Consider the following 14,758-nt stretch of genomic DNA (forward strand, 5'->3'; position numbering starts at 1 on the left):
GGGTGTGCCGGCCGGAAAGCGAAGCAGTCCGGCACACCCCACCCGCGCAGGCCCGTCACCGCACCCCAACAGCCCCGCGCAGCGGCACCGCCCGCCGCAGGCGAAACGGCGGGACAGCCAAAAACGTGGGCCGAGGCAAAGCGCAGCGCTTGGCGCAACGGCGGGTGCACCGCGCAAGCGGGCAAAAAACGGCGAGCAACACCCACGGCGGGAAAGCCAAAAACGTGGGAGGAAAATCAACCGCATGGGAGACATCACCTTCAGGCTCGTCGGCGACCGCGCCCCCGGCGACTTCGCGGCCCTGGTCGAGCTGTACGACAACGCCGCCCGTTGGATGCAAGAAACCGGGATCGACCAGTGGAAGCCCGGTGACAAGGACGAGGCGCACTTCCGGCTGCGGCAGAAGGACGGGGAGGTCTGGCTGGCGGAGGTCGCCGGGCGGCGGGTGGGGGCCTTCGAGCTGTGGTGGGAGGACGAGCCCGCGTGGGGGCCGCGGCCGCCGGAGGCGGGCTATGTGCACCGGCTGATGGTGGACCGCCGGCACGCCCCGGCCGGGACGGGACGGGCGCTGCTGGCGCATGCCGAGCAGCGGATAGCGGGGGCGGGGCGGGCGTGGGCCCGGCTGGACTGTGTCTCCTCCAACCCTAGGCTGCGCACCTATTACGAGGGCGCTGGTTACACCGTCGCCGGGGAACGCTCCAAGGAGGGCGGCGGCAGCCGGTACGCCGTCACCCTCCTCGAAAAGCGGCTGGGCGCCTGAGGCGCCGCCAGCTCCTTGAGCCCGATCCGATCCGTGGAGGGAAGAGTGGCCGAGTCCCGGCGCGATGCTGCCCGGTCCGGGCCGCTGCCCAGTGGCCGGCACCACCTCAGCCGTGAACAGGTGGTGACCTCGCAGCGGCTGCGCATGCTGACCGCCACCGCCGAGGCGATGAAGGACAAGGGGTACGTGGGGACCTCGGTTGCCGAGATCATCCGGCGCGCCGGGGTGTCGCGGGAGACGTTCTACCAGCAGTTCCGTTCCAAGGAGGACTGCTTCGTCCAGGCCCTGGACGCCGCCACGAAGCAGCTGGCGGGCCTGCTGGATACCGCGCGGCAGTCGGCGACCGGCTCCCCGGAGCCAATCCGGCCGGCGCCCCCGGAGGAGACCTTCCGCCGACTGGTGCACCTCTATCTGCGGACCCTCACCGAACAGTCCGCCTTCGCCCGGCTGTTCCTCGTCGAGGTGTACGCCGCCGGGCCTGCGGCGATGGCCATCCGCATGGAGTGGCAGCGATGGTTTGCCGGCGCCATCGCCGAGATCTTCCACGTGGGGGACGAGGGCGGTGCGGACGAGCGGAGCTTCGGCTGCGAAGCCCTGGTCGCGGCCGCCGCGCAGCTGGTGACGGCGCACCTGGTCGCGGACGACCTGAAGGGCCTGCGCGGACTGGAGGATCCGCTCGTCCGGCTTGCGGTACGGCTCCTTGGCTGAACGGCTAGGGGAGCCAGGGGAAGCGCGCCAGTTGGTCCCGTAGGCCGGCGGGCAGCAGCGGCAGGACCATCATGCGGTAGCCGGCCATCTGCTGCCGGGCCGCCGTGCGGTCGCTGTGGAACAGTGCGTGGGGCGTCTTGTGCGGGATCCGTAGCCCGGGGCCGCAGAGCGGGACCTTCGGCGGCTGACGGTGCAGCTGGTCGCCGCCGCCCGAGACGGCGTGCGGGTTGATGTCGTAGCCGTGGTCGCCGGTGAAGTAGCCGACCACGCCGTTGGCGAAGCACGCCAGGTTCGTGATCACGTTCTCGGAGTGGCAGATGCCGTCGTTGGTGTTGCAGATCTCTTTGACCGTCAGGTCGCCGAAGCCGCGCGGTCCCTTCATGGTCATGCCCGGCAGAATCGTCGGCAGGTTCGTTTCGATGCCGCCCGGGCCGCCGTCGACACCGGGCCGCCGGGGGTCGCCGTAGAGCACGCCGTTGATCTGCTCGTGCGGGACGGCGTCGCTGCGGGAGAGGGCGGCCAGCTCATCGCCGGCGACGATCGCGCCCTGCGAGTAGCCGGCGATGGTCAGGTGGCTGGCGGAGCATGCGGCGTGGAAGGTCTTGACCGCGGCGTCGAGCGTGGCGATGCCCTCGGCCACGGAGTCGTCCAGCGTCTTGGTGTCGCCGGGGTAGGGGGCGATGGACGCCGAGTAGTGGATTTTGGTGAACGAAACGCCTTCGGGGAGCGCGGCGTTGCTGCGGTCGTAGACCGTGGCGTCGCCATCGAGGTGACCCCCGACCTCGAAGATCATCGTGTTCGGGCAGTCGGCCCGGTTCTGCGCCGGTGGGACGGCCGCCACGGCTTGCGGTGTGCTCAGCCCCAGGACGGGCAGCGCGACAAGTATCGCGAGTAACGATCGTGCCCTTCGCATGTGCACCTCGTCTCGAATCGGCTTGGGGGGAACGGGAGTTCCGGCCCCGTGCGACGCCAAAGGTAGCGTCGAGAGAGGTTCTGCGAACAGAGGTGTTCGTGAAAGTCTGGTCGCGGGCCGGTTGGACCGGAGGGCTGGGAACGCCCATCAGCTGCGGCGCGGAGCGCCGGTGGAGCGGAGGGCCGCGTGCCGCATCTCGCGGGGGCACACCCCGAAGCGCTGCCGGAATGCGGTGCTGAGCGCGCTCGAGGAGGAGAATCCCGACGCGTACGCCAGCTCGGTGATCGTCATCTGCCGGTACGCGGGTGCCCGCAGCCGGTCCCGCACCAACCGCAGCCGCTCCTCGCGGATCAGCTCGCGGGGGGTCGTCCCGGCATGCTGAAGGGCCAGCTGTACCTGGCGCAGCGACCAGCCCAGCGCCCGCGCCATGGTGGCGCCGGTCAGGTCGGGGTCGGCCGCGTGCTCGCGGATGTACCGGCGGACCACCGTCTCCACCTCGGCCAGATGGCCCGGTGCGGTGGGGCGGTCGTCGCCTGCGACGAGCATGCACAGCAGCTCGACCAACCGGTCCGACACCGCGTCGAACTGGCCGCTGGTGAGGGTGTCGCGCTCCTCGTGCAGGCCGGTCAGCATGTCGCCCACCACCCGGCCCAGGCCGGCGGTCAGGTCGAGGCCCGTGGCGAGCGGCGACGAACGGTTCAGTCGCCCGTTCACCTCCTGGGCGGGGATCGAGAGGATGAACGCCCGCGTGGAGTCGTCTTGCAGGATCTCGAACGGTGCGGCGAACGTGAGCAGACACCCGGCCTCCGGCAGCAGCCGTAGCTCCTGGTCGTCCTGCCGCAGCAGCAGCTCTCCGGCGACCGGCATCAGCAAGCGGTAGTCCTCGTCCGGATCGCGCCGCACCTGGCCCGGGGTCCGGGTGTACTTGATCGTGTCCGACCACCACTTGACGAGCTGATAGGTGTCGGTGCACTGCCGGATCGTGCCGGCCTGAAAGTCGTCGGTGTGCGGGTACCCATAGCTCATCCGGCTTTGATACGACGTCACGCGCTCGGCCCAGAGGTCGGTGCGCTCACGTGACGTCACGTCCCGGGTCGTCCACGAATCCACAACGTAGGTTCCCAAGGCCATCGAAGACACCCTTCACCGCGGCCTTCTCACAGCGTGCATGTCCAGAGTCGGTTCTCGCGCGCACGGCATGAGACCCCCCGGGTGGTGCCGCGCATTGTAGTGAAGGGCGGTGCGGTCCGGGCAGCGCGCGCCATAGGCGGATCGATGCGCATATGGTGCGCTGACCTCGCTGTTGCGCACTGTGACAATTTCCTTACGCGCGCGGGCAATTCCCGGCGCGCGATCCAGTCCTACGATCGGTCACGGACCCGCTGTGCGCCAGGGCAAGGCGGGTCCCCGCCGGCTGAGGTGGGACGGGCCCCGCAACCGCCCCGCCTGGTGGACGAACCCGTGGGCCTTGTCCAGAGACCCAAGTACTTGACCGAGGATCAAGATGGCAAGCGACAAGCTGATCCAGAACCCGCGTGAGCAGCACAGGACATCCCGTGCCGTCCCGAGCGGTCCCGTGGCCCGTAGAGCCTGGGGACTGACGTGGGCGGTAGGGGTCGCGGGCGCAAGCGTGGGAATGTTCGGAGCCGGACCCGCGGCCGCGGACCCGTTAACGCTCGAACTCCGGTACACCTGCTCGGTCCTGGCGGCCAACGACCGGCCGGGCACGGTAAGGATTGACTCGGATGTCCCGACGTCGGCCGCGGTCGGCAGGCCCACCCCGAAATTCGCCATCCGTGCGGCGGTGCCGGTGAGCGCGGCTGACGCGAGAGGGCTGCGCAAGGCCGGCATCAAGAGCATCCAGGGCACCGTGGAAGCGAAGGTCCGGGTGACGGCGCCGGAGGGCGACACCAGCCTCACAGTGCCGTTCCATGTGGCCAGGACCCACGTCCCGGCGTCCGGACCGTTCGTGGTCAAGGCGACCGGCGCCGCGCCGAGCCGCACCTTCAGCCGGCCGGGCAGGGCGAAAATCGCCATCGGCGACCTCCTCGTGCACGTCACCGCGAGCGGCGTCATGACGGTCAAGCTCGACGTGCCGTGCAAGCTGGATCCCCGGCAGAACGACGTCGTGGCGTCGCTCGGCATCGCTGGGACGGGAACGACGGCCGGCCCGGACCCGTCCGGGACGGCTGGTACGGCCACCTCCGGCACCACCGGGTCGCAGAACCCGAGCGGAGCTGGGAGGGCGGGCGCGACCACGGAAGGCCCGGCCGGGCGCTCCGGCAACCTGGCTACGACCGGCAGTCAGGGCACCACGCGTCTGCTCCCGCTGGCTGCGGGAGGTGTTGTCCTGGGCACCATCGCCGTGGCCGCCGCCTTCCGCTTCCGCTCACGCAGCAGGTGACCCGGGCGAACCCTGCCACGGCACGTCACACGCGGTGGGGATGGCTGGCGCTGACGGTGGTGACCGTGGGGGTGGCGGTCACCATAGCCGTCCGGGCGGGGACCGGGGAGGTGGACCCGGGCGGGTTGGCGGTCGGGCTGGTCAGCCTGATGCTGGCGGTGGCGGGCCTGCACCAGGCGACGCTCTCCCAGGCATGGCAGGACACCGACACCGCCGGACTCGCCGACCGCCTCGCCGTCGACGTCAGGAAACGCGAGGAGGAAGCCCGCCAGAGACTCCTCGGCGACAGCGACCGCACCATCAACGTCGAGTTCACCTTCCTGCCCTCCCCCGCCCACCACGGCACCGGCGCAGCACCCCACGGCACCTTGCAAGAAGTCGCCGCCTACTACCAGGCTCTCCGGCCCGGCCGCCTCGTCATCACCGGCGCACCCGGAGCCGGCAAGACCGTGCTCGCCCTCCACCTCATACTGCTTCTCCTCGCCGACCGCGCGCCGGGCGGCCCCGTTCCCGTACGCCTGTCGCTGTCCACCTTCGACCCCGACCGGAACACGCTCGACGACTGGCTCGCCGACCATCTCACCCGTACCTACCGGCTACGTCCCACCGCGGCGGCCGCCCTGGTCGCCGCCCGGCTGATCCTCCCCGTGCTCGACGGGCTCGACGAAATGGACGCCAGTGGGACTCCCGGACGCGACTCCCGCGCCGCGGCCGCTCTGGAGGCCATGAACCGCTACGTCCACGGCACCGCCAAGGGCCAACTCGTCCTCACCTGCCGCAGCGCCCCCTACGTCGCTCTCGAAGGTGCGGATCTGTGGGCAGAGGACGCCTCCCGTATCGACATCGCCCCCGTCAGCCTGGCCGCGACCGAGGCGTTCGTCGCCGCTCGCGCCCGCAAGCCGGCCCGCTGGGAACCCGTCCTGAACGCTCTCCGTGCCGCCCCGGCCGGCCCACTTGCCCGGGGCCTGTCCACACCCTGGCGGCTGACCCTGGCCCTCGCCGTTTACGACGAACGTCACCGCGACGGTCACTGGGCCCGTGATCCCGCGGATCTCCTCAAGCCCACCCTCCGGACGCCCGAGCAGATCCGGGACCACCTGCTGCATCTGTTCCTCCTTGCCGCTTCCTCGGCAGGCGGAGCGGCAGCGCCCTACACCCGGCTCCAGGTACGCACCTGGCTGACGGTCCTCGCCGGCTACCTGCACGCCAACACCACCAGCGCCCGCGATGTGGCCGGCCGGCGTCTCTCGGGCACCGACCTCGTCCTCCATGAACTGTGGCCGCTCACCGGCCACCGCCGCGCCCGCACCGTCCACGTCCTGCTGACCCTCGTGCTGTGGGCCACCGCCGACCTGCCTGCCGCCCTGCTCGATGACTGGAGGGTGTACGCAGGGAACGTGGCACTCATGGTGGTGGGCAGTCTGCTCACCGGAGTACCGCCGTGGCCCATGCCGTCCCGGCTGGAACGGGTCACTGCCAAAACCCCGGCCGGCCGACACCAGCTCGTGAACGGGCTGGTGGGTGGGCTCTTCTGGGGAGGGCTCATCGTCGTGGTCGACATGGGGAATGTCGTCGGGCCGGTGATCGGGCTCGTCTACGGATGTCTGGTGGGGCTCGCCGGTGGCGCGATGGTGGGCGCCGGGCTGGCGGGCGTGCTCTCGGACGCACCCGAAGTGCGCAGGTCGCACGGAAACGCGTCACCGCGCGGCATGGTGCGGGACGACCTCGTGACCGGGTTCGCGACCGGCCTCGTCGTCGGGCTCGGGTTCGTCCCTTTCTATTGGTTCGCCCTGGGCCCCGTACTCTCCCTCGGGGCCGTACTCATCTACATGCTGCTGTTCGGTCTCGGCGGCGGGCGGGCGCTCGCACTCCTCTACAACCGCCTGTTCAGATGCGGTTTCCGGGGCGCGCTCGACGCGCTGTTCAGGCCCTGGCGTGCGTTCGGCCCGCTGTTCAGGACCGGCGCCGGACCGGCCCTCGGCGCCGCGGGTGTCCGCTACACCGCTTTCCTGCTCTGCACCCGCCGCTGGTGGTCCAGCCAACCGCTGCCCTGGCGCCTCGGCCGTTTCCTCGACTGGTGCTGCGACGCGGGTCTGACGCGCACCGCCGGGATCGCCTACCAGTTCCGCCACCGCGAGCTCCAGGACTTCCTCACCCGCGGCCAGATCCACGCCCGCCCCGCCGAACCACCCGACTTCGGCTAACCCCGGCGGAAGACCGCCACCGTGCGGGCCGGGACCGTGAAGGTGCCCGACGCGGGTGCGTAGGACGCGGTGGCGGTGGTGCGGTCGGCGCCGTGGGCCTGGACGGGGTGCAGGGCGTAGTGCCGGCCCGCCAGGTCGCGGACGGTCTGGTGCTGCCGGTCCGGGGTGGCGTTGAGGACGACGACGAGGTTGCCGAGGCGCATGGTGAGGACGCCGGGGGTCTCGTCCTTGCCGGAGAGGGGGAAAGAGAGCTGCGACTGGACCGCGGCAGTGCTGGACAGGCCGAAGGCCGGTTCGGTGGCGTGGATACGGAGCAGGTCGCGGTAGGCGGCGGAGGCGCCACGGATCGTGGCGCAGTCGGGCCGGAGCGCGGGGTCGGCCAGCAGGGGCCGGGCGTAGGGCCACTTGTCCTTGTTGTCGGCGGCCGGGGGCAGCCCGCGGCCGAAGCCGTTGCCGTCGGCGCAGTTCCAGTGCAGGGCGTTGAACCAGTCGCCGCTGTCGAAGGAGTTGCGGTCCAGGGACTTGGAGCGCAGCAGGTCGGAGCCCGCCTGGGAGAGCGCGGGGCCTTGCGAGAGGGCCGCGGTGGCGAGGGCCAGGACCTGCATCCGGGCGCGGTCGGCGGGGCGGGTGTGCGGCGGGAGTTTGTAGGCGAGGGCGTCGTAGAGGGTTTCGTTGTCGTGGGCGTCGGCGTAGGCGAGCGCGTCACCGGGGGCGGCGGCGTAGCCGGCCGGGGCGCCGTTGTAGTCGACCTGGGAGCCCTTGACGCGGTGGCCGGTGGTGTCGGTGAAGGTGTAGTCGGCGAGGTTGCCGGTGAGGCCGACCTTGAGGAGGTCCTGATAGTGGAGGAGCCGGGCGCGCTGTTCGGCCGGAGTGCCGTTCTCCTGCGCTGAGTTGGGGTCGGTGTACAGGCCCGAGGCGAAGCCCTGGACGCGGGGGTCGGCGTCGAAGGGGCCGCCGCCGCGCACCGCGTCCCGGGCCCGGTCGTTGAAGGTGGCGATGCCGGTGCCGGCCATGTTGCGCTGGGTGGCCTGGACGAAGCGGGCGTCGTTCGCGGCCTCGCCGAAGTTCCAGCCCTCGCCGTAGAGGACGATCTTCTTGCCGTCGACGCCGTCCTTCTGCGGGGTCAGCGTGTCGAGCGCCTTCCGGACGGCGAGGATGTGGGCCTTGGGGTGGTGGCCCATGAGGTCGAAGCGGAAGCCGTCGACCTTGTACTCCTTGGCCCAGGTGACGACGGAGTCGACGACGAGCTTGCCCATCATGGTGTGTTCGGGAGCGGTGCCCGAGCAACAGGTGGAGGTGGCGACGCCGCCGTCGTCCATGAGCCGCTGGTAGTAGCCGGGGACGATGCGGTCCAGGACGGAGCGCGGGTCCTGGCCGCTCGCGGCGGTGTGGTTGTAGACGACGTCCATGACGGTACGCAGCCCGGCGCCGTTCAGCCCCTGGACCATCCGCCGGAACTCGACGGTGCGGGCCGTCCCCTCCGGGTCGGAGGCGTAGGACCCTTCCGGGACGGTGTAGTGCAGCGGGTCGTAGCCCCAGTTGTAGGCGTCGCGGGCGGCGGTCTTCCCGACGCAGTCCTGCTGGCGGTCGGAGTCGGGGGCGTACGAGGCGAGGTCGCAGCCGGGACGGGCCTGGTCGGCGCGCCGCTCGGGTGCGGTGGCGAAGTCGAAGGCGGGCAGCAGATGGACGTAGGAGGTGCCGGACCGGGCGAGGGAGCGCAGGTGCCGCATCCCGTCCGAGCGCCGGTCGGTGAAGGCGAGGTACTGCCCCGGGTGGCGGGAGGTGCGGTCCTCGACGGAGAAGTCGCGGATCTGGAGCTCCTGGATGCGGGCCCGGCGCAGCGGCACCGCGGCGGGCTTCGCCAGCCGTGACCAGCCGTCCGGGGCGAGCCGCGGGTCGTCGAGGTCGGTGACGAGGCTGCGGGCCGAATCGGCGGTCAGGGCCGTGGAGTAGGGGTCGGTGACCTCGTTGGTGACGGTCTTGCCGACGGTGGGCGCGAAGACCGTGACCAGGTAGCGGTACGGCTTCCCGGCCCAGTCGCGCTGCCCCTGGACGCGCCAGACACCACTGCGGTCATCGCGTCGCATCGGGACCGTACGGCCGTCGAGCTCCAGGGCGACCGTGCGGGCGGTGGGCGCCCAGACGGAGAGCGTGGGCCGGCCGTCGCGGCCGAACACCGGCCCCAGCGCGGCATGTTGGGCACGGGCCCCATAGAGGTCGTCCAGGACGCCGGGTATCTGGACGCCGGTGGTGGTGCGCCGGCCGTCCGCCGCGCGCTGGGCGGCCAGGATCTTCCCGCGCAGCGCGGTACCGGCCAGATGGCGGTCGCGGGGGTCGACGCTGAAGGCCGGGTACCCCGTCAGATGCGGATAGGCGGCCCGCTCGGACGGCGAGAGGCTGCCCGGCGTCAGCCGTATGCGATCGCCATGCTCACCGAACTCCAGCTGGGCGGCGCCGTGTTCCGCGCCCTTCCAGACAACGGTGTCACGGTCGATCCACTGGGCCAGGGCCCGCTCCGGAGGGGACGGCGCCGCCTGCGCCGGCTGATGCGGGGACGAGACCAGCAGGGTCGCCGTCCCGAGAACCAGGGCAAGCGCGGCGGCCAGACGCCGGCGGGACCGGCGGGTGGTGGAGGACATGGGTCATGGTTCTATCCCCGCCGATTCCCCGTTGCAAGACCTTACGCAAGACATTGCAAGGGTGTTACGTTCCCGCAGTAGCCGGTCCGGCCCCCCGGAGGCCCGCCACGGAACGGGACCTACGCGCCCGGATGGCCGGACCGGCGCCAGGGCCATCGGACTTCCTACCTGACAGAGATCCTCGGCCACCGAGGGCAGGGCAAAACGTTGCCGATGCGGCCCTAGAGGTCCAGTTCCGCGCGGACCACCTTGCCCACCGGAACCCGGTCGACGACCTCCCAGCGGGCGGCGAGCGCGGCCACCAGCAGCAGCCCCCGCCCCGTTTCACCGTCGGTCGGCGGCAACACCAGGGCATCGGGGGACGGCGGGCGCTTCTCGGTGCGGGTGTCGGCGACCTCGATGCGGAGGGTGGCGGGGCGGGCCGCATCGGTATCCCCACGGGCGTAGGACAGGGTCGCGAGGCGCAGTTCGAAGTCCCGGCCCGGCACGCGGCCGTGGGTCACGGCGTTCGCGGTGAGTTCGGCGACGACCGCGGCGGCGGCATCGGACAGCGCGCCGCCATAGGGAAAGCCCCACAGATCGAGCCGGTGGACGGCGAGATGCCGGGCGAGGCGGGCGCCGAGGCGGGTCGCGCTGAAGCGCTGGGTGAACACACGTACGGTGACCGGGGCTTGGGGCGCCCGGGAGGTTACTTGGGCTGGCATGCGCTCCACGGTGGCGCCCGTATGGCGGCCATGGCCAGGATTTCCACCCCTACGGAGCTCGTACGCAGCGTCAGCGTACGAGTGCAAAGGGTAGACACCGGCGGTAACGGACCGTAACCATGGATGAGTTGTGCGTGGGGCACGACAGACGCATGGGAGGTGGCCGGTATGGCCGACAAAGCGGGCAACAGCGAGCCCGAGACCACCGACAGCCTCAGGGCGTTCGGGGCCGTGGTCAAGGCGTTCCGGGGGCGGGCGGCGCTGACGCAGGAAGGTCTGGCGCGGCGGGTGGGATTCTCCGCCGGGACCGTCGCGTCGATCGAGCAAGGGCGCCGGCTCCCGCCGCCGGAGTTCATCGAACGGGCCGAGCGGGTGCTGGACGCCTTCGGGGTGCTGCGGGCGATGGCGACGCAGCTGGCGCGGCAGCCGGGATTAGCCGCGTGGTTCCGGCAGTGGGCCCGGCTGGAGGAGCAGGCGATCAGTCTGTATACGTACGAATGCCGTTTGGCGCCGGGGCTGTTGCAGACGTAGGCGTATGCGCGGGAGCTGTTCGAGCACCGCATTCCGCTGCTGACCGACAAGGAGACCGAGACGCAGATGACCGCCCGACTGGACCGTCAGAAGCTGCTGCGGGACCGGCCGAACACGGCGTTCAGCTTCATCGTCGATGAGCATGTCTTTCTGCGGCCGACCGGCGGTGCCGACGTCTGCCGGGAACTCCTCGATTACGTGCTGGAGAGCACCAGGCTCCGGAACGTCGAGCTGCAAGTCATGCCGTTGGCGAGGGGGGTCCACGCGGGAATGGGCGGGCCGTTGCAGCTCCTGGAGACTCCGAGCAACCGGTGGTACGCCTACTGCGAGGGGCAGCGAAGCGGCCAACTCATTCCTGACCCAAAGACAATCAGCACGCTCCAGATGCGCTATGCGAAACTGCGTTCGCAGGCCCTCACTCCCGAGGACTCCGCGAGCCTGCTGACGCAGATGCGAGGAGCGCTATGAACAGCACCGAACTGGCCTGGTTCAAGAGCAGCTACAGCAGCGGCGACGGCGACAGCTGCGTGGAAGTCGCCCTCTCCTGGCACAAGTCCAGCTACAGCGGGGACTCCGGCGACGACTGCGTGGAGATCGCCACCTGCCCCGCCACCGTCCACATCCGCGACTCCAAGGACAAGGCCGGTCCGCAGCTCGCCGTGCCCGCCGACGCCTGGGCGGCGTTCGTCGGGTACGCCGTCGCACTGGCCTGACGGCGGCGCACGGGTTGACCCCGGGGCCACGGCGGCACGCCGCCCGCGGCCCCGGGCTCGTGCGGTCAGCCGATCTTGACGTACCGGATGGAGACCAGCGGCCACCAGGTGGGGCTCGACTCCGAGGTCTTACCGGGCTCGACGGCCGAGCCGTCTCCCTTGCAGTTGTCCGCGGTGTACCAGGTCACCTTCTTGTTGGTGTGATTGGTGATCGACTTGTAGCCCAGCGACTCCCACGGCCCCGTCTTCTTGGCGAGCTTGTAGCAAGCCCCGTCCGTGGGGTTGGTCAGCGTCCGCTCGCCGTTCCCGGAGAATTCCAGCGTGCCGGTCGCGGCGTTCGCGGCACCCGTTCCCAGGATCAGAAGGGAAGCGGCCATGGCGCCCATGGCCAGCGTGCGTCCCGCGTTCCTGCGCCTCTTCATGTCGTTCTCTTCCTTCCGGAATGACAACTCGTCCGGAAAGGGACGCTAGGCAGCGGGGTTATTTTTCACCTATCGGTGGCTGTTCGCCGGTTATCGGCACCGGGGTGGAGAACAGCGGAATTGCGGGCCCCGGGGGCAGCCCCGTTCCCGGACCGGTCGAGCGCGGGCCGGCGATTCCTCCTGTGGCCTTTCTCGGGAGTCATACGCCCCCTGTGGCCTTTCTCGGCGGTCACCTGCCCCTGACCCCAGTGGCACGCCGGACGTCGCTGAGGATAAAGATGAGCACATGAATGACAACGGGGGAACCGCACAGGGTCCGCACGATCCCACCAGCTTCCGGCTGCGGCCGCCGCAGCCTGCCCATGTGCCGGCCGCGGAGCAGTCGCAGGCTCCGGCCACACAGGTTTCACCGCCGCCGTCCGATCCGGGTGCGGGCCGGCTCGTGGCGGGCCGCTACCGGCTGCTGAGCAGGCTCGGGCACGGCGGCATGGGCACCGTATGGCGTGCCCGGGACGAGGTCATGGACCGCGAGGTCGCGGCCAAGGAGTCCCGTGTCCCCGACCACCTGCCGGAGCGGGAGCGGGCCGGCGTCTTCGAGCGGATGCGGCGGGAGGCACGGGCCGCGGCCCGCCTCGATCATCCCGCGGTGGTGAACGTCCATGACGTCGCCGTCGAAGAGGGACAGCCGTGGATCGTCATGGAGTTCGTCCAGGGGCGCTCGCTCGGTGATGCGCTCCAGGAGGGCACGCTCAGCGCGCGCGACGCCGCGCGGATCGGGCTGGAGGTGCTGGGCGCGCTGGAAGCCGCGCACGCCGCCGGGATCCTGCACCGCGATGTGAAGCCGGACAACGTCATGCTCGGCCGCCACGATCGCGTCATCCTCACGGACTTCGGCATCGCGCAGATCGAGGGCGAGACCAAGCTGACCGAGACCGGCGGGTTCGTCGGCTCGCCGGAATTCATCGCGCCCGAGCGTGTGTTGGGACAGCAGCCCGGCAGCGCCTCCGACCTGTGGTCACTCGGCGTCGTCCTGTACGCGGCGACGGAAGGGGTCTCGCCGTTCCGCCGCACCAACACCCCTGCCACGCTTCAGGCCGTGCTGAACGCCGTCCCGGTCGCCCCGACCGCGGCCGGCGACGGCCCGCTGACCGAGGCCATCCAGGGTTTGCTGGAGAAGGATCCGGCGCACCGGCCGAGCGCGGCGCAGGTCCGCGAGCTGCTCGAACGGGCTGTGCAGCCGCCGCCCCCGATCGTGCGGGCCGGTGCCGCTGAGGCCGGTAAGGGGGTCCGCATCGGCCGCGGGGCACTCGTAGGGGGCGCTGCCGGAGTCGTGGCACTGGCGATGGCTGCCTATGTGGTCGTCGCGGATCCGTTCGCCGGGCCGTTGCCGGAGGGGTGGAGGATGCGCCAGGAGGCGGCGCCGCTCAGCGCGGTCGTCGCGGTGCCCGCCGGTTACCTCCGGATCAAGGACGACGCGGACCCCTCCGTGATCACGTACAAGGATCCCAGCGGAGCGGTGACGGTCGAGCTGGCCCGGTGGGACCACGTGCGGCAGAAGAGCGACATCTCGGGGACCGCCGACGCCCAGGCGTTCAAGGACTCGGACGCGATCAAGGGCGGCTCCTTCTCGGGGCCGGGGATCTCGATGTCCTCGGACACCGAGGCCCGCAGCAGCACGGACTCCAACGTCACGTACCAGGACCGCGATGCCGCCCTGAACACCGTCACCTACGGCACCAGCGGCACCGGCGTGGACATCGACGGGGACGTCCCGCGCGAGGCCAAGGCGTTCTACTACCGGACCCACGCCGGTGACATGTACCGGCTGTGGGTGGACTATCCGGGCAAGGGCGACGTCACCGCCCGCGGCCGCGAGGTCGCCCGGATCGCGATCGCCAACCTTGAGATCGAAAAGCCCTGAGACCGTTCCGCGCCGTCCGGTCCGGACGGCCGGCCCTTCGCCGCCGTTTCCGCTGTTGGCGGCGGAGGGCCGAACCGCCGGGGTCTACCGGCCGGCGGCCTCCGCGAGGGTGTGCGCGACCAGGGCGTTGGCGTGGCCGTGGCCCAGGCCGTGTTCGGCCTTGAGCCAGGCCACCAGCTCCATGTGCTTGGTCAGCGGCGAGGCGGTGATCAAGCTCTTCCACTCCGCTATCGGGCGGCCGTACTTCTTCTCGATCGACGGGAAGTAACTCGCGGGGCCCTGCACGGCGTTGGTCATGGAGGCAGCATGACACCCCCCACTGACAATCCGGCCGGCCCGCGCCCGTCCCTCCCCCTGCGGGCGTGCGGTCAGGTCCGCACCCGCCCCGTCGACCCCCGTACCACCAGCTCCGGCCGGAAGACGAACTCCGTGCGCTGGGGCGGTGTTTGGCGTCCCTGGGCGCGTTCGTGGATTTCCTCGATCAGGGCGCCGACGGCTGCCGTCGCCATCGCCTGGACCGGCTGGCGCACCGTGGTCAGGGGTGGGTCGGTGAAGGCGATCAGCTGGGAGTCGTCGAAGCCGACGACGGAGATATCGGTGGGGACGGCCAGGCCGCGTTGGCGGGCCGCCCGTACCACGCCCAGTGCCATCAGGTCGCTGCCGCAGACGACGCCGGTGCAGCCGTCGTCGAGCAGGGCCGCGGCTGCCGCATGGCCGCCCTCGACGCTGAACAGGGTGTGCTGGACGCGTCGTTCGGCCGGGCCCCCCCCCCCGCCCCAACAAAACCAGCACGCGGCCACCCAGACCCACGGCCAGGGGGGGGGGGGGGGCCAGCCCGG

The 14,758-nt window shown here is 71.1% G+C and carries 12 protein-coding genes and 2 pseudogenes; 7 read left to right on the plus strand and 7 right to left on the minus strand.

Features of this window, described 5'->3' with window-relative positions:
• Positions 1–244 precede the first annotated feature (244 nt).
• Together ACFWJW_RS35220 and ACFWJW_RS35225 are read left to right on the plus strand one after the other, a co-directional pair.
• Positions 245–760, plus strand: coding sequence for a GNAT family N-acetyltransferase (locus ACFWJW_RS35220; protein ID WP_387248892.1), 516 nt, complete (start codon positions 245–247; stop codon positions 758–760).
• Positions 761–805: 45 nt separating this feature from the next.
• Complete coding sequence (locus ACFWJW_RS35225) at positions 806–1,468, plus strand: TetR/AcrR family transcriptional regulator (RefSeq protein ID WP_387248894.1); 663 nt, start codon at positions 806–808, stop codon at positions 1,466–1,468.
• Positions 1,469–1,472: 4 nt separating this feature from the next.
• Here ACFWJW_RS35225 and ACFWJW_RS35230 read toward each other — a convergent pair whose 3' ends face one another.
• Together ACFWJW_RS35230 and ACFWJW_RS35235 are read right to left on the minus strand one after the other, a co-directional pair.
• Positions 1,473–2,381, minus strand: coding sequence for a PE-PPE domain-containing protein (locus tag ACFWJW_RS35230; RefSeq protein ID WP_387248896.1), 909 nt, complete (start codon positions 2,379–2,381; stop codon positions 1,473–1,475).
• 147 nt (positions 2,382–2,528) lie between these two features.
• Positions 2,529–3,407, minus strand: a complete 879-nt coding sequence (locus tag ACFWJW_RS35235) for a helix-turn-helix domain-containing protein (RefSeq protein ID WP_387248898.1) — start codon at positions 3,405–3,407, stop codon at positions 2,529–2,531.
• A 478-nt stretch (positions 3,408–3,885) separates the two neighbouring features.
• Between ACFWJW_RS35235 and ACFWJW_RS35240 the strand changes: the two genes are divergently transcribed.
• Entirely contained in the window at positions 3,886–4,785 is a 900-nt protein-coding gene (locus ACFWJW_RS35240; protein WP_387248900.1) for a DUF6801 domain-containing protein, read from the plus strand.
• A 71-nt stretch (positions 4,786–4,856) separates the two neighbouring features.
• The gene (locus tag ACFWJW_RS35245) at positions 4,857–6,989 is read left to right on the plus strand and encodes an NACHT domain-containing protein (protein WP_387248902.1); all 2,133 of its coding nucleotides are present in this window, start codon (positions 4,857–4,859) and stop codon (positions 6,987–6,989) included.
• Here the strand turns inward: ACFWJW_RS35245 and pulA are convergent.
• Together pulA and ACFWJW_RS35255 are read right to left on the minus strand one after the other, a co-directional pair.
• Positions 6,986–9,628, minus strand: coding sequence for a pullulanase-type alpha-1,6-glucosidase (gene pulA / locus ACFWJW_RS35250; RefSeq protein WP_387248904.1), 2,643 nt, complete (start codon positions 9,626–9,628; stop codon positions 6,986–6,988). The two genes, ACFWJW_RS35245 and pulA, sit on opposite strands and share 4 nt — an antisense overlap.
• Positions 9,629–9,849: 221 nt before the next feature.
• Complete coding sequence (locus ACFWJW_RS35255; protein ID WP_387248906.1) at positions 9,850–10,332, minus strand: ATP-binding protein; 483 nt, start codon at positions 10,330–10,332, stop codon at positions 9,850–9,852.
• A 168-nt stretch (positions 10,333–10,500) separates the two neighbouring features.
• Between ACFWJW_RS35255 and ACFWJW_RS35260 the strand changes: the two are divergent.
• Positions 10,501–11,331: pseudogene (locus ACFWJW_RS35260) on the plus strand (Scr1 family TA system antitoxin-like transcriptional regulator).
• Complete coding sequence (locus ACFWJW_RS35265; RefSeq protein ID WP_387248908.1) at positions 11,328–11,576, plus strand: DUF397 domain-containing protein; 249 nt, start codon at positions 11,328–11,330, stop codon at positions 11,574–11,576. Before ACFWJW_RS35260 ends, ACFWJW_RS35265 begins: the two are co-directional and overlap by 4 nt.
• A 65-nt stretch (positions 11,577–11,641) precedes the next feature.
• Here the strand turns inward: ACFWJW_RS35265 and ACFWJW_RS35270 are convergent, their stop codons facing one another.
• The gene (locus tag ACFWJW_RS35270) at positions 11,642–11,998 is read right to left on the minus strand and encodes a hypothetical protein (protein ID WP_387248910.1); all 357 of its coding nucleotides are present in this window, start codon (positions 11,996–11,998) and stop codon (positions 11,642–11,644) included.
• Positions 11,999–12,284: 286 nt separating this feature from the next.
• Between ACFWJW_RS35270 and ACFWJW_RS35275 the strand changes: the two genes are divergently transcribed.
• The gene (locus ACFWJW_RS35275) at positions 12,285–13,919 is read left to right on the plus strand and encodes a protein kinase (protein ID WP_387248912.1); all 1,635 of its coding nucleotides are present in this window, start codon (positions 12,285–12,287) and stop codon (positions 13,917–13,919) included.
• Between the two features lie 84 nt (positions 13,920–14,003).
• On the opposite strand, the gene ACFWJW_RS35280 is transcribed toward ACFWJW_RS35275, so the two are convergent.
• A complete protein-coding gene (locus ACFWJW_RS35280; RefSeq protein WP_387248914.1) occupies positions 14,004–14,216 on the minus strand; it encodes a DUF4287 domain-containing protein in 213 nt (70 codons plus the stop codon).
• Positions 14,217–14,287: 71 nt separating this feature from the next.
• A pseudogene (locus ACFWJW_RS35285) lies at positions 14,288–14,683 on the minus strand (substrate-binding domain-containing protein); the annotation flags it as partial.
• Positions 14,684–14,758: the final 75 nt, after the last annotated feature.

Origin of the sequence: Streptomyces sp. NPDC127097 (genome assembly GCF_042724075.1) — a bacterium.
Taxonomy (GTDB): Bacteria; Actinomycetota; Actinomycetes; order Streptomycetales; family Streptomycetaceae; genus Streptomyces.